This window comes from Ruminococcus turbiniformis, from assembly GCF_020687545.1.
GTDB lineage: Bacteria > Bacillota > Clostridia > Lachnospirales > Lachnospiraceae > Mediterraneibacter > Mediterraneibacter turbiniformis.
Map to the genome: position 1 here is coordinate 1 of NZ_JAJEQX010000024.1, position 24,591 is coordinate 24,591.

General features: G+C 46.0%; 24 protein-coding genes and 1 pseudogene. 15 read left to right on the forward strand and 10 right to left on the reverse strand.

Annotated features, from left to right (window positions below):
- Positions 1 to 24: 24 nt before the first annotated feature.
- The 3 genes from LKD70_RS12625 to LKD70_RS12635 all read right to left on the reverse strand — a co-directional run bounded on the left by LKD70_RS12625 (position 25) and on the right by LKD70_RS12635 (position 2,484).
- Positions 25 to 357, reverse strand: a complete 333-nt coding sequence (locus LKD70_RS12625) for a hypothetical protein (RefSeq protein ID WP_227708333.1) — start codon at positions 355 to 357, stop codon at positions 25 to 27.
- A gap of 24 nt (positions 358 to 381) precedes the next feature.
- Entirely contained in the window at positions 382 to 1,356 is a 975-nt protein-coding gene (locus LKD70_RS12630; RefSeq protein ID WP_227708334.1) for an ORF6N domain-containing protein, read from the reverse strand.
- Positions 1,357 to 1,578: 222 nt separating this feature from the next.
- Complete coding sequence (locus LKD70_RS12635) at positions 1,579 to 2,484, reverse strand: site-specific integrase (protein WP_456115016.1); 906 nt, start codon at positions 2,482 to 2,484, stop codon at positions 1,579 to 1,581.
- Between the two features lie 182 nt (positions 2,485 to 2,666).
- On the opposite strand from LKD70_RS12635, the gene LKD70_RS12640 reads away from it, so the two are divergent.
- The 11 genes and pseudogenes from LKD70_RS12640 (at position 2,667) to LKD70_RS12690 (ending at position 12,013) form a co-directional block, all read left to right on the forward strand.
- On the forward strand, positions 2,667 to 3,062 hold the full coding sequence (locus tag LKD70_RS12640; protein WP_204713337.1) for an ATP-binding cassette domain-containing protein: 396 nt from the start codon (positions 2,667 to 2,669) through the stop codon (positions 3,060 to 3,062).
- Entirely contained in the window at positions 3,056 to 3,949 is an 894-nt protein-coding gene (locus tag LKD70_RS12645) for an MSCRAMM family protein (protein WP_392391215.1), read from the forward strand. Before LKD70_RS12640 ends, LKD70_RS12645 begins: the two co-directional genes overlap by 7 nt.
- Positions 3,940 to 4,641: pseudogene (locus LKD70_RS12650) on the forward strand (type IV secretory system conjugative DNA transfer family protein); the annotation flags it as partial. The gene LKD70_RS12645 and the pseudogene LKD70_RS12650, both read left to right, overlap by 10 nt.
- A complete protein-coding gene (locus tag LKD70_RS12655) occupies positions 4,628 to 4,840 on the forward strand; it encodes a helix-turn-helix domain-containing protein (protein WP_227708335.1) in 213 nt (70 codons plus the stop codon). The pseudogene LKD70_RS12650 and the gene LKD70_RS12655, both read left to right, overlap by 14 nt.
- A gap of 178 nt (positions 4,841 to 5,018) precedes the next feature.
- Positions 5,019 to 5,246 carry a helix-turn-helix domain-containing protein gene (locus tag LKD70_RS12660; RefSeq protein ID WP_176792557.1) on the forward strand — a complete coding sequence of 76 codons (228 nt, stop codon included), beginning with the start codon at positions 5,019 to 5,021 and terminating at the stop codon, positions 5,244 to 5,246.
- Positions 5,243 to 6,658 carry a helix-turn-helix domain-containing protein gene (locus LKD70_RS12665; protein ID WP_227708336.1) on the forward strand — a complete coding sequence of 472 codons (1,416 nt, stop codon included), beginning with the start codon at positions 5,243 to 5,245 and terminating at the stop codon, positions 6,656 to 6,658. The genes LKD70_RS12660 and LKD70_RS12665 overlap by 4 nt, the downstream gene beginning before the upstream one ends.
- 40 nt (positions 6,659 to 6,698) lie before the next feature.
- Positions 6,699 to 7,250 (forward strand): hypothetical protein, encoded by a 552-nt coding sequence (locus LKD70_RS12670; RefSeq protein ID WP_227708337.1) that lies wholly within the window; start codon positions 6,699 to 6,701, stop codon positions 7,248 to 7,250.
- An 80-nt stretch (positions 7,251 to 7,330) separates the two neighbouring features.
- On the forward strand, positions 7,331 to 7,675 hold the full coding sequence (locus LKD70_RS12675; RefSeq protein ID WP_089705390.1) for a hypothetical protein: 345 nt from the start codon (positions 7,331 to 7,333) through the stop codon (positions 7,673 to 7,675).
- On the forward strand, positions 7,665 to 7,850 hold the full coding sequence (locus LKD70_RS12680) for a hypothetical protein (protein WP_087163023.1): 186 nt from the start codon (positions 7,665 to 7,667) through the stop codon (positions 7,848 to 7,850). Before LKD70_RS12675 ends, LKD70_RS12680 begins: the two co-directional genes overlap by 11 nt.
- Positions 7,851 to 8,012: 162 nt before the next feature.
- Positions 8,013 to 9,995, forward strand: coding sequence for an InlB B-repeat-containing protein (locus LKD70_RS12685; RefSeq protein WP_227708338.1), 1,983 nt, complete (start codon positions 8,013 to 8,015; stop codon positions 9,993 to 9,995).
- Between the two features lie 158 nt (positions 9,996 to 10,153).
- Positions 10,154 to 12,013 (forward strand): LPXTG cell wall anchor domain-containing protein, encoded by a 1,860-nt coding sequence (locus LKD70_RS12690; RefSeq protein WP_227708339.1) that lies wholly within the window; start codon positions 10,154 to 10,156, stop codon positions 12,011 to 12,013.
- A 514-nt stretch (positions 12,014 to 12,527) separates the two neighbouring features.
- On the opposite strand, the gene LKD70_RS12695 is transcribed toward LKD70_RS12690, so the two are convergent.
- Together LKD70_RS12695 and LKD70_RS12700 are read right to left on the reverse strand one after the other, a co-directional pair.
- Entirely contained in the window at positions 12,528 to 12,827 is a 300-nt protein-coding gene (locus LKD70_RS12695; protein ID WP_311136023.1) for a DUF6262 family protein, read from the reverse strand.
- Positions 12,790 to 13,944: a tyrosine-type recombinase/integrase gene (locus LKD70_RS12700; RefSeq protein ID WP_227708340.1), complete on the reverse strand. Its 1,155-nt coding sequence runs from the start codon at positions 13,942 to 13,944 to the stop codon at positions 12,790 to 12,792. The genes LKD70_RS12695 and LKD70_RS12700 overlap by 38 nt, the downstream gene beginning before the upstream one ends.
- 16 nt (positions 13,945 to 13,960) lie before the next feature.
- Between LKD70_RS12700 and LKD70_RS12705 the strand changes: the two genes are divergently transcribed.
- The gene (locus LKD70_RS12705; protein ID WP_407690968.1) at positions 13,961 to 14,275 is read left to right on the forward strand and encodes a biosynthetic peptidoglycan transglycosylase; all 315 of its coding nucleotides are present in this window, start codon (positions 13,961 to 13,963) and stop codon (positions 14,273 to 14,275) included.
- A 151-nt stretch (positions 14,276 to 14,426) separates the two neighbouring features.
- On the opposite strand, the gene LKD70_RS12710 is transcribed toward LKD70_RS12705, so the two are convergent.
- From LKD70_RS12710 to LKD70_RS12725, 4 genes are all read right to left on the reverse strand, one after another.
- Entirely contained in the window at positions 14,427 to 15,941 is a 1,515-nt protein-coding gene (locus tag LKD70_RS12710; protein ID WP_227708341.1) for a PucR family transcriptional regulator, read from the reverse strand.
- A gap of 55 nt (positions 15,942 to 15,996) precedes the next feature.
- Positions 15,997 to 17,958: an NAD(P)/FAD-dependent oxidoreductase gene (locus tag LKD70_RS12715; protein ID WP_227708342.1), complete on the reverse strand. Its 1,962-nt coding sequence runs from the start codon at positions 17,956 to 17,958 to the stop codon at positions 15,997 to 15,999.
- Between the two features lie 482 nt (positions 17,959 to 18,440).
- Positions 18,441 to 19,355 (reverse strand): SDR family NAD(P)-dependent oxidoreductase, encoded by a 915-nt coding sequence (locus tag LKD70_RS12720; RefSeq protein WP_227708343.1) that lies wholly within the window; start codon positions 19,353 to 19,355, stop codon positions 18,441 to 18,443.
- A gap of 29 nt (positions 19,356 to 19,384) precedes the next feature.
- Positions 19,385 to 20,209 (reverse strand): aminomethyltransferase family protein, encoded by an 825-nt coding sequence (locus LKD70_RS12725; RefSeq protein WP_265104842.1) that lies wholly within the window; start codon positions 20,207 to 20,209, stop codon positions 19,385 to 19,387.
- A 37-nt stretch (positions 20,210 to 20,246) separates the two neighbouring features.
- On the opposite strand from LKD70_RS12725, the gene LKD70_RS12730 reads away from it, so the two are divergent.
- Positions 20,247 to 20,432, forward strand: coding sequence for a hypothetical protein (locus LKD70_RS12730; RefSeq protein WP_407690969.1), 186 nt, complete (start codon positions 20,247 to 20,249; stop codon positions 20,430 to 20,432).
- A gap of 304 nt (positions 20,433 to 20,736) precedes the next feature.
- On the opposite strand, the gene LKD70_RS12735 is transcribed toward LKD70_RS12730, so the two are convergent.
- Positions 20,737 to 22,464 (reverse strand): IS1634 family transposase, encoded by a 1,728-nt coding sequence (locus LKD70_RS12735; protein WP_227708344.1) that lies wholly within the window; start codon positions 22,462 to 22,464, stop codon positions 20,737 to 20,739.
- 240 nt (positions 22,465 to 22,704) lie between these two features.
- On the opposite strand from LKD70_RS12735, the gene LKD70_RS12740 reads away from it, so the two are divergent.
- Entirely contained in the window at positions 22,705 to 23,535 is an 831-nt protein-coding gene (locus LKD70_RS12740) for a TrmH family RNA methyltransferase (protein ID WP_227708345.1), read from the forward strand.
- 341 nt (positions 23,536 to 23,876) lie between these two features.
- Positions 23,877 to 24,590, forward strand: coding sequence for a sce7726 family protein (locus LKD70_RS12745; RefSeq protein WP_227708346.1), 714 nt, complete (start codon positions 23,877 to 23,879; stop codon positions 24,588 to 24,590).
- Position 24,591: the final 1 nt, after the last annotated feature.

Consider the following 24,591-nt stretch of genomic DNA (forward strand, 5'->3'; position numbering starts at 1 on the left):
AGCGAGTAAACTCGCAAGTAGTAGTCACTTAAGTGCGGTATCCCTGCTCCGGACTCGCAGTATCATAGTCCCGGACTTACGGTATCCGTTCCTCCGGAACAGGGGTACATTTTCATCGTAATATACAGTCATTAAACATGGAATACTCGAAAAGAATTCCAAGAAATCTTCAAAAATATCTTCATAAGGCATTAGTTCAAGTGCATTATAAATAGAAAAACATGGTGCGTACTTATCTTTGCCACTAAAAAATTTTTGTAAAAATCCTTTTCCCGCTAAATTAGTATTTCTTACTATTTCCCTTAATACGTTTGTATCTAAAAGTATCAGTTTATATGTGTTTTGTCCAATCTCCATTTTACTACCATCCAATTCTAAACATTATTCCTCTGTTTCCAACTCTAAGCGCTGCAATATATCCTTAATTATCCCCGCATCTTGAATAAGGTTAATACCAAAACATTTTTTGCCTGCGTCTTTCAAGGATGCCCCCACATGATAGGCTGTTTCTCGGTCAAGAATTAAGAAACGGTCATGGAATACCTTCGTATATTTCACTTCTAAGGTCGGATACTGTGCATTGAAATTTTCTGTATCCGTTTTCGTGAGCCTTGTCCGTTTCTGCGTGTAGATTGTCACAGACACATTTTCATTTTTCTTGGAAAGTAAATTCAATGTTCCCACATCCACATATCCGTCTATCAGTGTGATTTCCTTTTCTGCCTTTTGTATCAGGCTGACAATCAGGCTAAATGCATCATAAATCTGACCGTCAAAAAATACCTTTTGACTTGCTTCTTCATGCTCGGATATGTACTCAAATATTTGCTCCAGTTTCTCATCGGTCTGTTTCTGGTATTCCAACTGCTTCAACTCCACATTGCTGATACGCTCAAAGAGCAGAGCATTATTGGCGATAAAACGCCGCATCTCTACAAAGGCTCTCATAATACCGATACTTACATTTACGGCAACTTCACTGTGGAGGACACTTGCAAGCATGGATATTCCCTGTTCGGTAAAAACATAAGGTAAAGTACGTCGTCCACCACGCCCATCTGTTCTTTCCGCATCTAATATTTTTGAAGTACCAATCTGGCACTTCAAAATTTTATCTTCCTCTTTTGTAAGCTGAAAGCAAAAATCTTCTGGAAAGCGGTTTATATTTCTTTTTACAGCACGGTTTAACGCCTTTGTTTCAACCTGATATAGCATAGCCAAATCACTATCTATCATAACTTGCTGATTACGCACGACATAAATCATGCCTTTTAGATCATATCCTGTACTCTCAATATTCGATACAGATAAATCATTTTTTGCATCTGCCAAATCTGTCTTTTCTACTTCTGCCATAGTCATTCTCCTTTATTTTTTGAGGTGCCAATTTGGCACCTCAAAATAATGACAAACTTGAAATCATCAACTGCGATACTAAGTTCTATGTACTATCTGCTTTGAGGTAACAACCTTTGACCTCAAACGCCTTTTCCCGATAGATCCATTATACCATGTAGCAGGGTTTTTACCACACAAATCCGTAAGGAAGAAGGGCAATCTTTTGACTGCCCTTCTCAATTATAAATTCTTTGCTAGTGATTTTAATAACGCCGCCATCTCTGGATTGGCAAGCAGCTTTAAAAGCATCTCTTTGTCGGATTGTGACGCTTCGGGTACGGTTTCCGCCTGCACTTTCTCTGTCGGCGTCTGACCTTTGCCCTGATAAAACTGTTCCTCAAAACGCTGTGCATTGAGTCGTCTGTCATCGTCTATGATATGCGAATATACATCTGCCACCATCTTGACCTGTGCATGTCCAGAGTCGCCCTGCACAGATTTCATATCACCGCCATTCAATTTCAACTTATAGGTAATACTGGAATGGCGGAAGCTGTGGAACACAACGGGCGGCAGGTCATTATCGTCAATCAGTTTTTTTAATGCCCGATTGATAACCTGTCCTTCTATCGGTCTGCCGCAGGAAGAAGCAAATACCAGATTATAGTCTGTATATTCCTCTCCAAACAGTTCTTTGAGATTTTCAATTTCCTCAAATCGTTTCTGAAGCATCTCTGCAACCGTTTTCGGCAGGAACACCTTCCTCACGCTCGTCTTGGTTTTCGGTTCTTTCAGTACCAATGCGGTGTGGGTGCTTGATAAAGCAGGCGGAAATTTGAACACTACGCCTTTCCCGTTCAGTTTTTCCAAAGCGTCACGGTTTACTCTCTGGAGTTCTTTATTAACGAAAATATTAGCTTTTCCATTCTTAATGCTGTTCTCCGATATATCAATACAATCCCAAGTCAAGCCAAGCATTTCTCCCATACGAAGTGAGCAGGAGAATGCAAGGTTTAACGCCAACGCAAGCATATCATCATCGCATAGCTCCAACGCCTTAAAAAGCGTTTCAACCGTCCAAATATCACGTTGCTTGTGTTCCTCTTTAGGAAGTGTCGCATGGTTGTTTTTAACATCATCAATCACTCGCATACTGCCGCAATTATTACAGCTGTTCAAATTATCAGGAGAAGTTGTTCAAGATGGTTCTTTAACTCCTTATTGGCCTAGCAGAATATTGTATGCTGTGGTTGCTATTGGACTTTTGTTTCTGAACTTATATCTGGTAAATAAGCAGCCAGATTACAACAAGAAAGGATGGTGTAAACATGGGAATAAAGGTAAGTAATTTAGTAATGGAATATAAGAAAGGTGTAAAAAGCCTGGATCATGTAAATTTGAATATTGATCACGGGATATATGGTCTTTTAGGAGAAAATGGGGCCGGAAAAACTACATTGATGAAAATTTTAGTAACACTGCTTACTCCCACTTCTGGAACAGCAGAAATAAACGGACTTACTGTTGAACCGAAAAACTTTGAAACCATCAAAAAACAAATTGGATATTTACCGCAAGAGTTTGGTCTGTACCCGAACCTTACAGTCCGTGAGTCTTTGGAATATGTCGGAATTATGTCCGGCGTGCAGTTTATGAAATCACTGCAATCGAAGATGTTTATACTTTGGACGGAACGCTCCGCTACTCTGCCGGAGAGGTGGTAGCGACAATCACCACAGGTACAGACGGCACTGCTACAGGCGAACCGTTGTACCTCGGCAAATTTGAAATCAAAGAAACCAAAGCGCCGCACGGCATGGCGCTCAATCCCGAACCGCAGACCGTGGAACTTGTCTACGCCGGACAGGAAGTGGAAATCACATCCGTCTCCTCCGCATTCTATAACGAGCGCCAGCGTGTGCAGATTGACCTTTCCAAAGTATTGGAACAGGACGAGAAGTTCGGTATCGGACAGAACGGCGAAATCCTCTCGGTACAGTTCGGCTTGTATGCAGCCGAGGATATCACAGCGGCAGACGGCATGGCTATCCCGAAGGACGGTCTCATTGAAATTGCTTCCTGCGATGAAAACGGAAAAGCTGTTTTTGCAACAGATCTCCCGGTGGGTGCAAAGCTCTATGTGAAGGAATACAGCACAGACGAGCATTACCTCATCAGCGATGAAATCTATCCTGTGGAATTTGCCTATGCAGGACAGGAAACGGCAGTCGTGAATATCTCCGTAAATGACGGTCAGCCGATGGAGAACAAGCTTATCAGAGGCTCAGTCATCGGCAAGAAGATTGACGAGGACGGCTTTGCCATCTGCGGCGCCATCTTCGGATTGTTTAAGGCAGACGAAACGGAATTTACTGAGGATACCGCTATTCTTACCGCCGAGTCCAATGAAATCGGCGTGTTCGGATTTGAAAATGTACCGTTTGGAAATTGGATAATCCGTGAACTAAAAGCTGCCCCGGCATTTGTATTGAACGAAACGACCTACCCGGTGACCATCTCTGAAAACGAAGAAATCGTAGAGATTGAGATTGAAAACCGCTTTATTGTGGGCAGCGTACAGACCACAAAGGTGGATGCCCAGCAGAAATGATGTTCTCCGCCTCCCGTTCAAGGCGATTGCAGATCGTGCCGATCATCCAGTCCTTTTCTCAGCTTGAAAAGAACTACGGCAAGGAAGGTGCGGAAATTATCATAGACAATACCCAGCTCACCATCTTCGGCGGCTTTGCTCCTCAAAGCACTTCTGCGGAAACCCTGTCCAAAGCCTTGGGCAGCCGAACTGTCATGTCCGGTTCGGTATCAAGAAGCAAGAACGATCCGTCCGAATCGCTGCAGATGATAGAACGGCCGCTGATGACGCCGGATGAATTAAAGAGTATGCCCAAAGGGCAGTTTGTGGTGATGAAAACAGGCTTCTACCCGATGAAGGTAAAGCTGAAACTGTTCTTCAAATGGGGCATTCAGTTTGATGAGAAGAATCCCTACGCCGTTGCCGATCAGGGAAACCGCAAGGTGGAGTATGCCTCGAAGAAGGACATTATGGACGGCATCGTGAAGAAATACCGTCTTGACCTGTTAGCGCCGCCCGAACCTGCAGACGAAGGCAATGCATCCGGCGGTCAGGATCAGGCGAAGGACGAAAGCAGCCAACCACAGACGAAAAAACAGCAGACAAGGGATAAGAAGAAAACAGGCGGATCAAATCTGCAGACTTCCCCAAGAGCTCGCAGGACTCCGCCTCAAGAACCAAAGCCGGAGGTGAGTGCCAATGGGCAGACTTGATAAGCTATACAAAACCGATGTGCCGCATCGGGCAAAGCTCGTGTATATCTATCTCCATGACCGCATGGATAAGGAGCGAAAGGCGTGGCCGGGGCTAAACACTATCGCCTCCCACCTCTCACTCTCCCGTTCCACTGTTAAACGAGCCGTCAAGGGAGAACTATGCCTAAACAGTGGACTGAGGGGCGGTTCATTTTGACCCGCCTTGAAGTACCCACTTTAAGAGAGAATACAGCAGAAAGAGAAAACACAGACTATTTGCTGTTACTCCTCTGTTAATGTTTTTCTCATAAAATATTTTGACAAGTCAAATTAAAGCTCGACTTATCAAATTGTTTCTGCTATAATAAATATATTCTGTTTATGAGGTGAACAAAATGGCGGTTCAGTACAATAAGCTTTGGAAGCTGCTGATAGATAAAAAGATAAAGCCTTCTGCTTTGTCGAAAATGACAGGGATTGCCCCCTCTACTATGGCGAAGATGGACAGGGGTGAATATGTGGCTCTTTCCGTACTGGAACGGATCTGCCTGACTCTGGATTGCGACATCGGCGATGTGGTTGAGATCGTAAAAGAACCCGAGGACGGGGGTGAAAACATATGAAACATCATTTTGTTTTTAACAAGCCGGCGATTCACTTTATCCTTTTGGTCGGCATTTTCACTTTTGTCTTTTTAGGTGCGGAATATCTGTTTGTCAATATGATCTCCCTGTCGGTGACGGAAGGGAAAACCGTCATTGCCCAGAACTATGCGCTGGGCGCCAGCGCCGTCGGCTTTTTCCTGTATCCGGCCATGGAACGCTGGGTTGGAAGGCGCTATAAAAGCGGACTGACCTTTATCCTGGCGCTGGGTGCGATTATCTGTACCTTCATTGTCCAGCAGCATATCTCCTATGCGGCGACTATGACAGCAGGGATGGTGCTGTTTCTGCTGCTGGGCGTTTTCGGCAGCGCCGTCCACTATCTGGCTTCCGTCACCATAGACGGCGACAATGCATTGGCACGGCTGGCGGGGATCGCCTACGCTCTGGGAATTCTGCTCCAGTATGCAAACAACAACCTTGTCAACCTGGAGGTTGCGGAGGCGGCGTTTCTTTCGGTATTCCTGGCGGCTCTGAGCCTGCTGGTCATCCGAACGAGACAGGCCGGCCAAAGCCGCATCGAAATGACGGAGACTGCGGCTTTGTCCTCAAAATCAGAAACAGACATTTCCCTCACCCGGAAAAAACGGACGGCGGGCATTATGCTGGCGCTGCTGGTAGTGCTGATGGCCTGCGTGTTCAGCACACTGGACAATGCCGTGACCCTCCGCCATGCGGGCGGGACGGATATCGGGCAGTGGCCCCGCCTGCTGCTGGCATTCAGCGGCCTCGCCGCAGGCTTTGTCTTCGATATCCGTAAGCGGAAGTATATGGGGCTTATTATGTACTGCGTGATGATGATGTCGGTTCTGTCCATTGTGGTACTGAACCTGGGCGCTCCGTTCCTGATTGGACTGGTGGTCTTTTACCTGTCCTCGGGCTTTTTCGTTGTCTTTTTCACAGCGGGCTTTATGGAGCTTTCCCGGCATATGCGCCTGCCGTCGCTGTGGGCGGGCATGGGCCGCGCCATGAATAACGTGAGCGCCGCCCTGATCGCCAGCGGATCGGTGGCGCTGCTGTCCACCGGCAACAGCCTGGCCGCCATTGCCATCGCCCTGGTGCTGTTCGTGGCGGTCAGCGTTGTTATGGCTGTGTATACCGCCCGCATGAACGCCGTCAAAGAACCCAAGGAGCCGCCTGCTTCCCAAAAGTCGGACGAAGAGCGCAGGGAGGCGTTCATCGCAAAATACGGGCTGACCGAACGGGAATGGGATGTATTTTCCCAGATGATTTCCTCGGACAGCAGCGCCCAGGAGATAGCCGACTGCCTGTTCCTTTCCAAGCGGACGGTGGAACGGCATATCTCCGCCCTGTACGAAAAGACAGGCGCAAAATCCCGCATCACTATGTACCTGCTTTACCGCAACGATTAACATACTGGCTGACACCCTGCTTTCTCTCCGGAGAGGCAGGGTGTTTTTGTGTGCGGTAACGAATTGTCCTGATGAAAAATATCGTTTTCCCCATCTGAAAAATGAAATTTACGCCATTCGGCATCCGCGAAAGGAAAAATCAGGAAAGAAAAGCACACCTCATCCCCTACTTGGAACGATTAGAAGTTATGCATATATAAAGCCTCAAAATAGTTGCTTTGATTTATATAATATGCACAAGTGGCGGTTGACCGCCATCGGTTTTTTGAAAAATGGCGGTTCACCGCCACCTGTTTTGATACGATTGGCGGGGTTTACGCATAGACAATCCGGCCTCTTTTCACCTAAAATGAGGACTTGGGAATCTACTTCTTCCCGGCGTCCGCCACGATTCCCCAAAGAAGGGATTGCTTTTGGGGAGGAAGCGCCGGGAAAGATTATTGCCGAATGCAGAGCAGACGGAACAGACGTCTCCCTTTCCATAACGGCGGAGGAAAAAGCGTTTGGAACTGAACTGACGATTTCACTGCGCCGCCCCTGCGATGGAATGCCAAAGCAAAATGATACTGCTTTTCGGAATCTTGCCGTGTGACTGATGGGTCGGCACTGCGGTGATGTGCAGGAGAAGTTCTCCGCTCTGTATGGCGATTAAAACGAAAGGAGGGAAACGGAATGCGTCAGGTGAAAAGGCTCCTTCCCTATGTCCGGCGGTATGTGCAGATGGCTGTTTACGATGTGCTGGACGCGGAGGGGGCGGAATACTGGAAGAATGAAAGCGGCGCGGTGGTCGCCCGGCTTTCGGTTTACGGGAACGTCAGCACCTTCAGCCTTTCGGCGGAGATATGCGACACGGGAACCGGACTGACGGTTTCCGTAAGTGATCCCTGTCCCGGCCTGTCGGCCAAGGGAGAGGAACGGGCGGTGACCGCCGTAGCCGATATGGTCGCCCAGTACCTTGAGAACGAGCTGATGATCAACCGCCGCTGTTTCGTGCAGGATCGGCATTATGCTGTGTAAGGAACAGCGGCCGGCCCCAAGCGTGAAATTCTGTCCGAAATGCAGGGCGCCGCTCTCCCGCAGAGCGCTCCAGTGCGATAAAGGGCAAAACGCCGTCTATATCGTTCTGCTGGTCTCCTGCGGCGTACTGGGAATACTGGACTGCAGGCGGAAAAAGGTGGTGGTCGAGGAATAAGGCTGAGAGATAAAACAAAACCGGCAAAAGCGCCTGCAGGCGGGGCTTCATGCAAAACCTGTCCCAGGCAGCCGGCAGGAAAAATTTTTAGAAGGGGCGCCCCTTCTATCCTTTGCTTACACCAAAGGATAAACAATCTTATTTGACAAGGAGGAAACAATCATGAAGCGAAAAATACTTGCAGGTTTGCTGACGCTTTGCATGGCGGCGGGAATGGCCGTACCGGCAGCCGCAGCCACTACGCCTGCTGAACAGGAGCAGGGCGCGGAGGGACCGCAATACACACACGTAGACCACGTTTTGAATGAGGATACGCCTAGTACCAACATGGATATACTGGTTATGCCCGGCGAGAGTTTCACCGCACAGCCCAACATTGACATTCACAAGGGCAATTGCGCGTGTATCACGGCGGACTATCAGTATTGGAAGTATGTAACTACGGTTCAATTCATGAATGCAGACCTGTATTTGGGATATGTTAATATTCCTAATTACAGTGCTCATGAACCGAGGTATGTAAGTGATGGCTATTTAACAACCAGCACGCCGGATTTGTCAAAGCTGGAACCCATAACAAAATATTATGACAATGCGATAAAGATTGCCTATGAAAACAAGTTATTAGAGATCGACCCATCAGCCTATGGGGAAGAAGAATATAGTAATTTACAGTCCGCTTTGGAAGCGGCATGCGAACTTCCGGGGCATACTTTCAATGCAGGATATGTTAACAATACTGGTTTACCCATGCTTTTAAGAGCTTGTTATGCCGGCGGTAAAAAACCCGAAGGCGAGGAAGTGGGCACAGAAGGCTGCGGACACGTCGGTCATGGGGCTGTACGATCGATGTATGGCGGAGGTTTCTCTCAGTTCTATGTTACCTTTTATGAGCCTTATTACAATATAAACTATGAAGGCGTGGAAAACTATTTTACCGAGGAAGAATTGGCGGATTTGCCTGACCGCTATTATACCCAGCGGGAAGAGCAGCAGATTGTTCTGCCAAATCCTGTTCGGCCCGGCTATCATTTTAAAAACTGGAGAGAATCAGGGTATGATATAATTATTGGTTATGGTGAAACAATAACGGTAAAAGACGGTAAAACCTTTATAACCTTTGATTTTGAAAACGGTTTAAAAAACGGGGCAGGGGACAAAAACTTGGCGCCAATCTTTACAAGTGGCTGTACGGTTACTTTCAATCCCAACGGCGGAGCATTGAAGGACGGGGAAAAAGCTATCCGTGAAATTGACCTCAAGAGCGTGGAAAACGGACAGTTTTTCGACATCGGAGGGGTTATCCCCGTGCGTGAGGGTTACACCTTTGCAGGCTGGTCTTTCTCGCCGTCTGGCGAACGTAACAGCATAATTGCAAACACCGCAAATTCTGACTGGTTTGCCGATTGGGAAAGCTATTACCGCAGCTTACAATACGGTGAAAACCCCGCTTCCACCAGTATCTATGACATACAGCTTTATGCTGTGTGGGAGAAAAATGTTACCGAACTGACCAACTCCGACACCAACGTTTCCATCTCCCTGACCGACGGTGTGCCGGAGGACGCGACCCTTTCCGCTGATACTATCGCGCAGGAAAGCGTACTGGAAAGCCGTCCGGAGCTGAAAGAGGAGCTGCCGGGCCTGCTGTCCATTTACGACATCAGCGTCCGCCAGAATGGGGAAACCCTTGAAATCAAGGACAATCCCATGACGGTGAAAATCCCGCTGAACGACCACCTGAAAGGCTACAAATACTATCAGGCGGTGTATCTGGGCGACCCATTGGAACGCTTTGACGCGGTGGTGGAAGGAGACTTCCTCGTGTTTGAAACCGACCATTTGAGCCAGTACGCAATCCTTGGTTCTAACCCCACCGACCCAACTGACCCCACTACTCCAACAGATCCCACCGATCCGGCTGGGCCGACTGACCCGACCACCCCGACAGACCCCGCTGACCCGGCTGACCCAACCGACCCAGCCAAACCCGAACAGCAGGGCAAGCCTTCTGGGCAAACAGAAAGCCCACAGACCGGGGACAGCAGCGATATGGCGCTGTGGATCAGCCTGATGCTGGCCTCCTGCGGCGGCGTGCTGGGAATGCTGTTCTACAAACGGAAAAAAACAGCGGCCGGGAAATAAGGCTTAAAGAAGGTTATTCGTTCCGCCCTGGCTGCCTGAACCGGCGCGCCGGGGAACGGATGGCATAGAAATACAGAAAAAAAGGCGGTGATACCCCAAAGAGAATTATCAAACCGTTTATTCACATGAATGTTATCTTGAAAGGAGAAAAATCAGTTATGAAACTAAAGCGCAAACTTCTTGCAGGACTGCTGACGCTTTGTATGGCTGTTGGAATGGCTGTGCCGGCGTTTGCGGCGAACGGCCCCTCGTCCGGGGACATGAGCGCTGCATGGGTGCAGCTGTATGATAGCAGTGTAGAAGAACCCGATGGCTATGTACTTTATAGCAACGGCGGCGAGGCTGACACGGTGGAGGGCGCTGTCTATGACAAGGCTACCAACACCATCACCCTGACAAACTACAACCACCCGGAAATGACCCTTGCCACCAACGAGATGGGCGACGATTTGAAGCTTCATCTGGTGGGTGACAATCATATCGCCGAACTGATTGTATGGGGCTTCGGCTGGGGCGGCAATCTGGAAATTACCGGAGACGGCTCCCTGACCATCAATGAAAACAAAACGTCTCAGACTGCGGCGATCCGCTTTATGGCCGAGGGAACACAGGGTCTGCTCAAGGTCGGCTCAAACGCTTCTGTGACAGCGTATAAGAGCGCAGGTGAAAACACTTATTCTGCGGCCTTTGTATCGACAACATCCTCAACCCTTCCCTTCACAGGTAATCTGGAAACAGAGCTTGCCCTGACCGCCAATTCCGGCATCGAGGGGGAGACCACCGAATGGGAAAATGTCATATATGAAAGTAATTATGTTGCTCAAGACTGGAAGGTTCTCACCAAGGGCGAGGACGGAAAGAAATACGGCGTTAGTTACGGAACAATCTACACCGGCAGCGATTTAACAAACGGCAAGCCTGTGGGCTATATCCACGAGCTGGTGAAGGTGGAAGGACTTCCTAGCCAAAAAGAATATCTTGCCGTTCAAATTGCTACCGTTGACGGACTTGAAAAGGACGCTCTGCCTGAGGGATATACCGACTCAGGGGAAACCATCAGCGCCAAAATAGGCGATATCAGCTCTATGACAGTGCTGATCAAGGACGGGCAGAGATTTTATTGGGGAGCAGACCCGAATCAATCCCAGTGGTTGGTCTATCAGACCGCCGTTGATGACGTAACTGCGGAGGATTGGGGTCAGACAATCCTGACAAAAATTGTAGTGCCTGTGGCTGGAGAAGGCGTCAGCGGTGCGACCGAAGAAGATATTCCGGCAGGCTATACCACCAACGTGGTAAAGACCGGCATGTATAGCTACTACTGCACCAATGATGTGATCAAAGTATCCCCGTCCGGGACTTCTACCGATCCGGGCACTGATCCTGGAACAAAACCTGGTGAGGATACTGGCGTCAAAGATCTGACTGCTTCCGAAACCGGCGTTTCCATCTCCCTGACCGACGGCGTGCCAGAGGGTGCGGAGCTTTATGCCGACACCATTGCGCAGGAAAGCGTGCTGGGAAGCCGTCCGGAACTGAAAGAGGAACTGCCGGGCCTGCTGTCCATTTACGAGATCAGCGTTAGAAAAGACGGTAAAGCTCTGGAAATCAAGGATAACCCCATGACGGTCAAAATCCCGATGAACGACCACCTGAAGGGCTACAAATACTACCAGGCGGTATATCTGGGTGACCCGCTGGAACGCTTTGATGCAGTGGTGGAAGGTGACTTCCTGGTGTTTGAGACTACCCATCTGAGCCAGTATGCTATCCTTGGCTCCAACACACCGTTTGAAACCAGCGAAAAGCCCACCGACCCCACTACTCCTACAGACCCTACAGACCCGACTGACCCAGCCAAGCCCGAACAGCCTGACAAGCCTTCTGAGAAAACAGAAAGCCCCCAGACCGGAGACAGCAGCAATATGATGCTGTGGATTGGTCTAATGTTGGCCTCCTGCGGCGGTGTTATAGGTATGGCGGTTTACAGCAAAAGAAAAAAACTGCATGCTAAATAACAGATGATTGAGATTTCATCTCATTGACAACATCAGTTACAGGCGGTGACGGCTTAAAAACCGCCACCGTCTTTTTTGTGCTAATTTAAGCGATGGAACTATTAACAATGAAAAAAATTATAATTGTGGCGGTATGCCTGATAATTGCGGCTTTATCTATTTATAAAATTTCAGGGTATTTGCTGGAAATGCTGGAAAGCCAAAATTTGAACGATTCACTTACGAAGGAAGCAGTAATGAAACTTCCACAGGACGCTGAAAGCAACCAGTCGGAACAAGAATCTGTACAGGAAACTGCGCCGATCATAGTAGATTTTGAGGTTTTACAGACAGAAAACAAGGACATCATCGCATGGCTGCACTGCCCCGATACCAAGATAAACTATCCGGTGGCGCAGAGCGAGGATAACAGCTACTACCTTCGTCGCCTGCTGGACGGCTCTTGGAACACGGCAGGGACCATTTTTATGGACTACCGCAACAGCGCAGATTTTTCAGACCGGCATACTGTGATTTACGGACATAATATGAAGAATGATACAACGATTTCGTTGTCCATCGCCATATCGAGAATGTTCTTTCGGGGATCAGTCATTCCGACCTGCTGTTCAAGTGCCTTGTCCAGTGTGCTTCGTACAATGGGGTTCTTGTAAAAAAATCCTCTCGACAATCCTGTCTTAGCAATCAGCTTCGGAATCGTTATTTTTTCTCCCTCATCCAGCATTTTAAAGATTGTCTTTTTAGCAAGTTCAATCTTGTCCGCACTGCTCTTTCGGTTACAGGCGACCATCTTTTCGTATTTGCTCATATTCATCCTCCCATCCGTCTAAGTTGTTTAATATTATCGCCGAGAGCTTCTGCCGTGCCTTTCGGGTTTCATCGGCAAGTAGTTGATTGCTCATCTTGCGATAGTATTTTACATTCCGGACACTGCTGTGTCCCAGCAACTTGGCGATAGTCCAATCATCCAGATGCATTTCTGTCAGCTTTACGCCGTAATAATGCCGGTAGATATGTGTGCTGAATCCGAAGAGCTCACCGTTGTCATCCCTTAAGTCCTTGTCGTAAATCATCGCCGTGACTCGATATTGCACTTTGGTATATGGCATAGCGTGTGCTGTATCTTTATCATCCACGAAGATGTAAGGGGTATCCCCGTATTTTTCTTTGGTATAATCAATTGCCATTTGGATTAAAGCTGCAAGCTCTGCACTGATTGGTTTTTCATAAGGCTTTGTTTTCATTTGCCGGATTCGGATAATGATTTCACCGTTTTTTTCCGACAGGCAGTCGGGAGCGAGCGTCAGTGTATCAGAGATTCGTGTGCCGAGCATTTGATGGATAATCATCAGCCTTGCAGTCTGCTCATCCAGCTTGACAATCTCCCGGTTGAGGCGCTTGAGTTCTTCGTCCGAATAAGTTTTGAAGGCTGCTTTCGGCGTCTGCGGAATATCTCTTGTAAGAAACAGCCCGATTAAATTCGGATAATCACACATCTGACCGATGCTTTCCAGCAGGCAGCGCAGGCGGTTTAGGTCTGCATGGAAATGTTTGGTTTCCGTTGCCTCTGTTTTGAGGTAGGTAAGATATTCTTCAACCACCTTGCGGCTGATGTCCTTGCAGGACTGGATGTCTGGCTGCCGTTCTTCAAGATACCGTGACAACCTCCGCACTGCTGTCAGTTCTTTTATCACGCAGGCGATGGCTTCGCTTTGCAGGTTGAGGTAGATGCCTTTTTTCACTTCCTGCCGGATACCGTCCTGCGATATCTTTGTGAAGTTTAAGGTTCGGACTCTCTTGATCGGATTGGCTCTGAACTCGATGCCGAGCTTATCAAGCTCCCAGATATCCTTTTCTTCTTCCTGGCGGTTATCCGTTGAGAGGAATTTCAACATGCGTTCAAGGTAGGATATTTCCCGAGCCTTTACCATTAAGGTGTTTCCGTTGATGGCGGTCTGTCTTTTATATAAAGGCATATATCCCTTATATTTGGATGCTGTTGTAGCTGTGGAGGATCATCGCTTTGAACAGCATTGGGGGATTGACCTGATTGCAATAGGACGAGCTGCATGGAATAATCTGATTTCATGGAGCTTGAGAGAGGGTGGAAGTACAATCACCCAGCAGCTTGCCAAAAATATGTATTTCACGCAGGAAAAGAGCTTCATCCGAAAAATTGCAGAGATGTTCATGGCGTTCCGTTTGGAAAATGCTGTCTCTTGGTCATACGATGGCCTATGTTATTCTAATGGAGAGAATTGATATGATCGTAATGATCGCAGGGATTGGGAAAAAGGTTACCATTGAGGGCAAAATAATGCAAAACGGTATGAGTCAAAGAGTGGAAACGGTTGAAAGTAATCTTCGTTTTCACTCTTTTTTTGTCCTTCTTTGGTCAGCTGTTTGTTCCAGATTATGGGTTTTCTATCAGCCAAATGGCCAAAAGAATATTTTCTATCTGGGATATAGATAAATTATCCAGAGAACAGCTCATAATATTCTCAATTTTTTTTATTCGGTAAATAAGCGTATTTCGATGCATATATAGGAGTTCCCCGGCCTTTTTGGAATTGGATCCGCATATAAGATAGGTTTTTAATAACCGGACATAATCTGTATGATTCAGGATATCAAATTGGAGGAGATTTCTGACGGAGGATGGGATAAACTGATTTATGTTGATATTCTCCGACAGAGCATTTCTTAAATGGACAGCATAGTAATCCTCATATGAAAAGACAGATGTTTCCTGACTTGCTTTCCTTGCGTATTCTGTAGCCAGCAGTGCCTGGTTGTATCCATCGTAAATGTTCGAAAGGTCCTGCTGGAGAAAACTGACGCCACAAATGGCGTCGAGTTTTCTAGCGCAGACTGCCAGTGCTTCCATATCGATTTTGCGGGATAAAAGCACAACATGATGAAAGTATATAAATATAATATCACGAGGCATATTTTTAGCGAGCCTTGCGAGGGCATGCTCTGCCTGCCCCTTTTGTGGTTCTTGAATTCTGGGAAAGCTGAAACAACACACATAGTAAGAAGCGTTTTGCGTCCATCCTATCCTGGATAAATGATATTTTAAAGACTCCCTATTTACTTCCTGCCCTTCTAGCAGAAGGTTCATATAATACTGAATCGCAGTATCATTCCCAGTGGCACTAAAGGTAGAAGTAAAGTATTGTTCCAGATAATTTCTAGCCAGCACCATAATCGCATATTCTCCAGATGTAAAGGAGTCGTTTAAAGTTGTGTTAGCAAGTATTGCAAATAAGCTGTCATGGACATAAATGTTGAGAAATATTTCATCATTGCCGTAGGGAGAGCCTATAGGTTTATAAATTTCCCGTTCGTGTTTTGTAAAAAAATAGATATCATTTTGAGGAATATCAAAGGTTTCCACAGGACTTTCCCGGTGTTTCAGTAAATCTGTCCATTCACTTGGAAGAGGCCGGTCACTGGGAAGCTCTCCCACAATGCTTCTCAGATGAAAAGACAGATCCAGAACACAAGCGGGATTCTTTAATTTCCCGCCGATGAGTTTTGATAGGCGTTCTAGTTTGGTTTTGGAAACAATAGAAGTCCATATTTCCTGATTCCACTGTTCAAAAGAGAGAAAAATGGATACAGTCTCCTGAAATAACTCTATCATATCAATGGGATCGTCGATCAAAATGGCATTTCTTACCGGTTTTTGTTTAACCATCCCGATTAGTATGACAGAACTATCCTGAAACCGTTTTGGATCCCGGTCATATTCTTTCCCGCTCAGGATATAGACAAACTCATGTGATAAGGCCAGACGGCTGTTATAAAGACAGACCATCTGAAGAGGAAAATCATAAAAATTGCAGTCGGTTAAAAAGAAGGCGTAGCGGTCTGCATATTTTTTATACAATTGATCATAAAGGATTGGAAGATTTATTTTCATAGGATCATTATATCAAAAAAATATCCTGACGCATAGAAGCGTCAGGATAAAAAATTTAAAGAATATCCATAGCTGCGAAATAGCCCTGATGGATTGCTTTTTTAACAATACCGGCTCCCGTACAGTCACCTACTGCGCGGAAGGATTCCCAATACGGCCATGAACGAAGCTCTTCTACCACTTTGTTGTTTCCAATGCTTCCAATGGCATAGAGCACGGTGTCGGCGGGCAGTATGTGCTCAACGCATTCGGTATCTTCATAGGTGACTGCATCTGCGGAAATGGATTTTGTGGATGCGTTTTTCACGACATGTACGGAGGAAGCATATTTCCTGAAGATCTCTTCTATTGTGGGTTTGATAAACATATTAGCATCCCGGAGAATAATATCCGTTAATTCCAGAATGGTAATATCCTTTCCTTCTTCCGCAAATTTTACTGCCAGTTCGCAGTTAATCAGACCTCCTCCGATTAAAACGACTTTCTGACCAATGGTGTCCGCTTGATAGTAACCGGCTGTAGCATGTTTTGCGTATTCGATTCCCGGAATATCAGGAATTCTCGGTGAAGAACCGGAAGCTACGATAATGTCTGTAGGACGGAGCCGATCCAACAAGGTAAGATTTGCCTCTGTATCATATAAAACGTGAATTCCACGTTTGTTTACCTGGCGGATATAATAATCCTTCAGTTGCTTAAGATCGTCTTTATGTCCGTAATCCGTAAACAATAGTGTTCCTCCAAGACAATCGTTTTTCTCAACCAGAGTAACCTGATGCCCACGGTCACAGGCTGTAATGGCTGCCTGCATACCACCTACGCCGCCTCCTACAATCAGTACACGTTTAGAAGACTGCGGACTGGGGGTGTTTAGCAGGTAAGCTTCCTGACCTACGGTCGGATTGATATTGCACTGATAGAACCCGTTGTATAATCCGGCCATACAATCGGAACAACGAATGCATGGTTTTACGTCTTCTTCTTTTCCGGTCAGCCATTTTTTTGGCAGATCCGAATCAGCCAGAATGCCTCTTCCGATGGAGAAAAAGTCAATGACTCCTTCCCGAATCAAGTCATCCATCTTTTTCGGATCGTTATGTCCTCCCACTGCCGAGATATAGGAGGTTACACCTCTTTTTTTCAGCTCTCTTGCAATAGGGATATTGATAAAATGATCCATCAGGGGATTGACCCAGCAGTAATGTTCAGAATTATGGTAGTCGCCGCTGGATATTTCTATGATGTCTACATATTTATCTATCATTTTACAGAAAGCAACACAGTCATCTAAAGACCATCCGTTGTTCTGGTGTTCGTCCCCGCTGATTCTTGTCTGGATCACAACCTTTGGGCCCACTTTTTCCCGAACTGCCTTAAAGACCTGCAGAGGAAATTTTGCACGGTTTTCAATGGAACCGCCAAATTCATCTGTACGTGTATTCCAGGCAGGAGACAGGAACTGTGCCAGGAGCCAGCCGTGACAGCATTGGATCATAATCTGATTAAAGCCTGCCTGTACAGCACAGAAAGCAGCTTCTGCAAAATCGTTTGCGATACGGTCCATGTCTGCCTGGTCCATTGCCTTGACATGGGTTCCTGATTCCTTGCTCATGTCCACCGGACCTACAACGGTACCGTTGGAATCTCTGTTGAAAAAGGGTTCGGCAAACAGACCGGCATGAGCCAGCTGGATACATGGATTGGCCCCGTGTCTTGTGATGGCATCCGTGTATTTAATCCAGTCCTTGGCAGGAAGAACCATTCGTTTGAAATCGGGACGGATTTCGTCTACATTTGGTCTGCGAACAGCGTCCACAGCATTGACGGGTGTTTCACCATAATTGACGCTGGCAGCTCCGCCTCTTGCTTTTTTTTCATAAAGCATTACAGTTCTGAAATCCGGAGCTCCGCTGTATTCATCCGGCCAGGTCAGCCCTGTAGGGGTGGAAAAAATCCGGTTTCGGTAATAAATGCCCCGGATCGTAAGAGGGCTACCAAGATAAGGATATTTGTTCATTGTTATTTCTCCCTTCTGTATATTTTTGTTACTATTATTGTAAAAATATTAACAATTTGTCAGAGGATAAGATATGGCATTCTTTTATAAAAAGAAGAAGAATTTTCATCATTAATGACGAAATAAAACGAGGATTCTCCTCTCAGACAGAGGAGAAACTGAAATAGAAATGGATATAACCGTACTCTTGATCTGGTCCTATAAAGATAGTCAATTAACAGTATTTTTATCAGGACACCGGAATCAATAAATTTTCTGCCGACATGGGAATAATAGAATCTATATCAAGATGGACTATTTGGAGTTATCTGCGTTGTTTTCCCATCATAAAAAATGACCTTCTGCAATTGATATAATCAGTATATCTTACAGAAAGTCATTTCTCGTTAGTTTGTCAACAACTCCACAATTTTACGCTACCCGATAACCTACTTTTTCAAACTTTTATATGATCACCTTGTTCTTTCATAATTATTATTGTCTTATTTATTTGTTTTGGGAGGGTACTGCTGGCACGGAGCCTGAAAAGACACAATGTTTCTCATCATACCGCTGTCAGCAACTATACATTCCCCGGTAACACCATCTGCCATCTTTGTGCACATGCCGTATACCACAATTGCAACACTGTCTGCAGTAGGTACTCCATCAATTGGTGCAACTTTCAGTTCCTGAACGATTTCCATCTGTTTTTCCGGTGGAAGAGTGTGAACCGGACCGGTGGAAACAGCGCCTGGCGTTTTCATTCCCCCTGGGGCAACTGTGTTTACCATGATTCCAAAACGTTTTAATTCTTTTGCAAGTTCCTGTGTCATTGCTACGATACCACCTTTGGATGCTACATAATGAGCATAGCCGCCAAAAATTGGCTGCGACAGGAAGGCAGAATTAGAAGAAACAAGTACCATTTTCCCTTTTATATCATGTTCAATCATGTATTTGCTGACGTATTTCGCACAGCGATATGCTCCAGTAAGATTAACATCAATTACACGCTGAAATTCTTCTTCCGGAAGATCATAGATATGCGCAAAACTCCATGAGCCGCCTGATGTAACAAGAATGTCAACGGAGCCATAAGTATCTGCTGTAAATGCCACCAGATTTTTTACATCCTCTTCACTTCTGACGTCTGTTCTGCAGTAAGAAACTTCATAACCTTTTGATTTCAGAAGTGCGAGTGCATCGCCCCCTCTTTCTTCATTTGAACTTGCAATGACAACTTTTGCGCCGCCCTGACAAAGTCTTTGGGCTACGCAAAAACCAAGTCCTGAAGTACCGCCAGTGACAATTGTAACCTGGCCTTTCACGTAAAGCATATCTTCAAGGGGAAGTGTGTCTGTGATGTAACTGTTCATAATAGCCTTTCCAACGGCTTTTGGATCAAAATTATTCATAAGAAAACTCCTTTCAGATAAAAAATAAATCAAATAAATGGTAATGTATGAATTTCTGCCTCATATCCATGAAGAAGGACTTTGTCACCAGGCTTTACACAGCCTTTTTTTACAAGCAGATAGCCGATATTTTTATCCAGCACATAGCTGTATACCAATTTAGATACCCGGCCGATTTCTTCTCCATTAACAATGACGGGTTCCCCAGGCCCCCCAAGGTGTTTGCTTCTGATGAAAACATCCGGCTCATCCACAGTAAATCCGATTAATTCTCTGGATGCACCGTTTTCCCGGATATGAAGTAGGGCGTCTTTTCCGATAAACTCTTTTTCATAATTAATTCCACGGTCCAGGCCCACTTCAAGGGGATTGGTATGACGCAGATCTCTCATATACATAAAGCCTGCTTCGCAGGGCAATGTCCATGCCATAATCTGGAATTCCGTTACTTCTACAGCATGAAAGGTTTTTCCTGTTTCCCGGATTTTTTCTTCCAGCAGATCAGAATTTTCAGCGGAACAATAGATTTCATAGCCTAATTTTTCACCGGTATATCCTGCACGATTAACCATTACCGGTATTCCCTCAATTTCATTTTGGGCAAAGCTGAAGAATTTCATAGCATCTACGGGTTCCTTAACAAGAGCATTGACCATGTCTTTGGATTTTGGCCCTTGTACCGCATACATACTGAGGGTGGAAGTAATATCCTGATACGTTACATGATAGGAACCTTTGTGCTGGTCAAACCAATTTTTCAGATAATGGACGAAAAGAGTGGAAACCCAAAATCTATTTTCATCCATACGGAATATAACAACATCGTCGATAATTTCTCCATTCTCATTTAGCATGGTTGTATATCTTTCACGGCCCGGTTTCAGATTGCTGATGTTAGAAGTGAAATATACGAAGGTATTCCATGACCGTTTCTTAATTCTTGACCGAGAAACAGCCTACCATGTGGGGGCATCCCTGAAAGACGCAGGAAAGAAATGTTTTGGAATCAACCTTATCCAAGATGCAGGGATAATTAAGGATATATTGCAGAGATTGGAACTGGAAATGGAGGAATAAATTTGACACCTTACCATTTCCCTGATAATGGGCTGATTGCTAATCATCTGCAAAACAAAGGTGTTAAAATCATATAAAATCAGCGATAATACACAGGTACAAGATAACATCTGTAATCAGTGAAAAGCCAGTAAATACGGGGATTAGATAACACTACGAGGGAGCAGCGTGATAGCAAACCACACTTCTCCTAAGCGAAAGGCCGCGCGTTCGAATCGCACCAGGGACGCCAGCGCACAATGCCTGAAACCCTTATATTTACTGGGCTGCAGCGATTTTTATCGTTGTTTCGAACTATAGTAATTTATTCCTTCCCTTTGCTTTTTTTCTGGATTGTTCGCATTTTACTCTTGGTTATGAATTGATAGTCCGTCCGGAAACCGCAGGTTTCGTGAAGAGCATCCGTAATCTTTTCCCGCTTGTATAGTGGGATGAATCCCTGCTCGTGTATCCCGGCGAAATTCATTGCTTTCAATGTATCCAGCAATTCCTCACAGGTATATTTTGAATCCAGTTTTTTCTCAAGGTAACGGTAGATGGTCAATGCAAGGAAACAGATCAGGAAATGTGCCTTGATCCGGTTCTCTTCCCGTAAATAAACCGGCCTTGCAGAAAAATCTGTCTTCATGATTCGGAAGTATTCCTCGATCTGCCATCTGCCTTCACTTACTTTTAAAATATCACCGACCTCATCATCCAAAAGATCCGTGCATACTGCATAAAGCCCGTCATACTGCACCTCTTCTGCAATCTTATCCTCATCCAGATACTGTTTGATATCCGCGGTTTCTCCCTCTTTTGTAACAGCCATCTTTCCAATGAAACGTGCCGGGGCATTTGGGCTCTTCCGGTTCTTTTTTGTCTTCCCTGAATCCAGCATCTTTTGTGCCCGCTCCACCTGTTTGTCACGGGTGGATTTCTGATACAGGGCATACTTTGGGGAATAAGTTATGATCAGGCGTTGGTGCAGTTTTTTTGTGGTATACGGTTCGTCCTTGTAATAAAGCCCTTTGTCATCTTCCGGCAGTTTCGTGATGTCGACAAGCTTGTCATCAGAGACCCGTTTAAATTCCTGCGGGTTCAGCGCCCACTCTTTTTCTTCTTTCTTCAGCTTTTTGATCGACTGGGTTACGATATAAGCCCGCTCTCCCATGTGGTTGTATTCACGGATGGATTCCGAACCCAGACCGGCGTCACTGCAGTAAATAAATTTCTGGCATCCGAAATCCCCAAGGACTTTCTTTTCCAGCGGCTTCAGCGATGTCTGCTCGTTTGCGTTTCCCGGGAAGAGGGAGAAGGCAAGGGGAATCCCGTCTCCATCCATGAACAGCCCCATTTGAATAATTGGGTTTGGCCTGTGCTCTTTACTCTTCCCGTATTTTTTACTGCCGTCTTCCTGTTCGATCTCAAAGTAATAATTGGAACAGTCATAATAGAGGATCTTATCATTCCTTTGACCCATGAAATGGCTGTTTTTATAGACTTCTGCCTGGATCAGGTCGCATTCAGCGCCGAGAACATCCAATGCACGGTATACATCATGGAGTTCATAGGAAGGTTTTTCCAGAAACTCCGATGCAGCCTTATAGGAAGAACGCTTGCTGCAGGGCTCCAGTATCCTTGCATAGATCAAGTCGGAAAGGATCGCGTTGATGTCATATTTAAATTTATATCTTTGTTTCAATTTCCGACAGATCTTATTCATCTGCATCTGATAATAGATCGATTGAAGGAAAAGGTAGCCTCCCCGGTAAAAAAACTGCTTATCATAATCTAACTGCCTGTCTGCGTGGAATGGGATCAAAACGGTTTTGGTTTCTTTTTCTTTTTTATATTTTTCGGTTTCTATTTTCACTTCATTTTTTGCCCATGCAAGGACATCATCTCTTGTCGGACCATGCTCAACTAAAAGCTGTTCTAAAGTTCCCAGCTTGCGGACGATCATGGAAGAAGTGCTGCCATTAGCTTTTACATAAGATCTACAGATATAAAATGACTCTGCATTTTTGGATTTTGATATGTGAAGATTCACAGATAATCCCTCCTTCCCCTTATTATACAATACAATAACATAAAATAACATATATAAAAACTAAAAAATTGACACAAAAAAAGCAGGTTTTATGCGGCCTGCAAGTATTTTTTTAATTATTCAACTGTCAAACTTCCGTGTATAACTTTATCAGCAGAAAGATAATTCTGGAGGACTGAATAGATTTCAATATGATATAATGAGGAAAATAATTCAGAAGCGGTGAGGAAAGAATCGGGAATGGGAAATATAATTGAAATCAGAGACTTTGACGCGAAAGAGCTGGATATCTATGCCAGACTGACAGAGGCACAGCTTCTGAACAAAGACAGACCGGAAGATGGTCTTTTTATCGCGGAGAGCCCGAAAGTGATTCTGCGGGCGCTGGATGCGGGATACGAGCCGGTCTCAGTGCTCGCTGAGGACAGATGCGCAGAGAGAGAAGCGGAGGAGATTATAAGGAGATATCCGGATATCCCTGTCTATACCGCACCGTTTGATGTGCTGACGCAGCTTACCGGATATAAGCTGACAAGAGGTCTGCTCTGCGTCATGCGCCGGAAAAGACTTCCGAAAGTGAGCGGGCTGTGCAGAGGAGCCCGCCGCATTGCTGTTCTGGAGAATGTGATGAATCCGACAAATGTTGGGGCGATCATCCGCTCTGCGGCGGCTCTGAACATGGATGCGGTTCTTTTCACCCCGGGCTGCAGCAATCCGCTGTACCGGAGGGCGATCCGGGTCAGTATGGGTACTGTATTTCAGATACCGTGGACGTTCCTTGCGGAGGAGGAAGCGGGAGTGTGGCCGGAAAAGGGGATGGAATATCTGAAGTCTCTTGGATACCGCACGGCGGCAATGGCCCTTCACGATGAGTCGGTGGATATTGACGACCGAAGGCTCAGGGAAGAAGAGAAGCTGGCTGTGATTCTCGGGACGGAAGGAGACGGCCTCTCGGACAAAACGATACATATGGCTGACTATACGATCAAGATTCCCATGTCTCACGGTGTTGATTCTCTGAATGTGGCTGCCGCCTCAGCGGTGGCATTCTGGGAGCTGAGACGGCGATGAATATTTAACTTCGGTCTGAGAGATCAAAAAAAGCAGCGAATGCATTGGTTCCTCCGATGCTTTCGCTGCTTTTTCGTTACAGGTGGTATTTATATAGGACAGCTTAAAGTCTATTCTCTGTATATCAAATGAAATGCAGAGGAGAGATGAGCTGTGAAAGGATACAATACGGAGAACGGTTATATGGGATATGTTGACGGCGAGTACAGACTCTTCGCAAGCGAGGCCGATTATATGGAGTGGCTGGAAGATTAAGAAAAAGATGTACGATAAGAATCTCATCTGTGATATACTGGCTGTACGGACTTTTGTCCGCTTAACCGGAGACATGAGGTGAGGATATGGTACTGCGGGATAAGGATATCCGTGAACCGCTGTTTGATTTTCTTGAGGAAACATACGGGAAGATAAGAATTCTGGAAGAAAAAAATATGGGAAAATCCCGCGCGGATCTTGTCATGGTGCTGCCGGACGCACTCTGCGGAATCGAGATCAAAAGCGACGCGGACACGTATGCGAGACTGGCGGGACAGGTCAGGGATTACGACCGGTATTATGATTTTAATATCGCGGTGGCCGGCGCGACTCACGGAATGCATATATGTGAACATGTTCCGGATTACTGGGGAGTCATCACGGCAGAGCTTGTGGAGGGTGAAGTGGATTTTTATTTTCTGCGGAAGCCCCGGTACAATCCGAAGATGAGCTGGGAGAAGAAGCTGGAGATCCTCTGGCGTCCGGAACTTGCTCAGATTCAGGAATGGAACGGCATGCCGAAATACAAGGACAAAAGCAAACATTTTGTGAGTGGGAAGATTGCGGAGAGAATACCGGAAAAGATACCGGAAGACGTTCTGAGAAGACAGATAAGCGGGCTTCTGTTCGAGAGAGATTACAATGAAGCTCCCCGGATACTTGCCGAGTACCGGAAGGGGGAGATTCAGAAGAAACTGGATCTGGAATCCGATCCGGCGAGGCAGGCGGAGCTGATGATGGAACAGGCGGAGAAGAGAAACTTTTTCCAAAGAAAGAGGAGAAGGGGCAGAAGGAGATAAT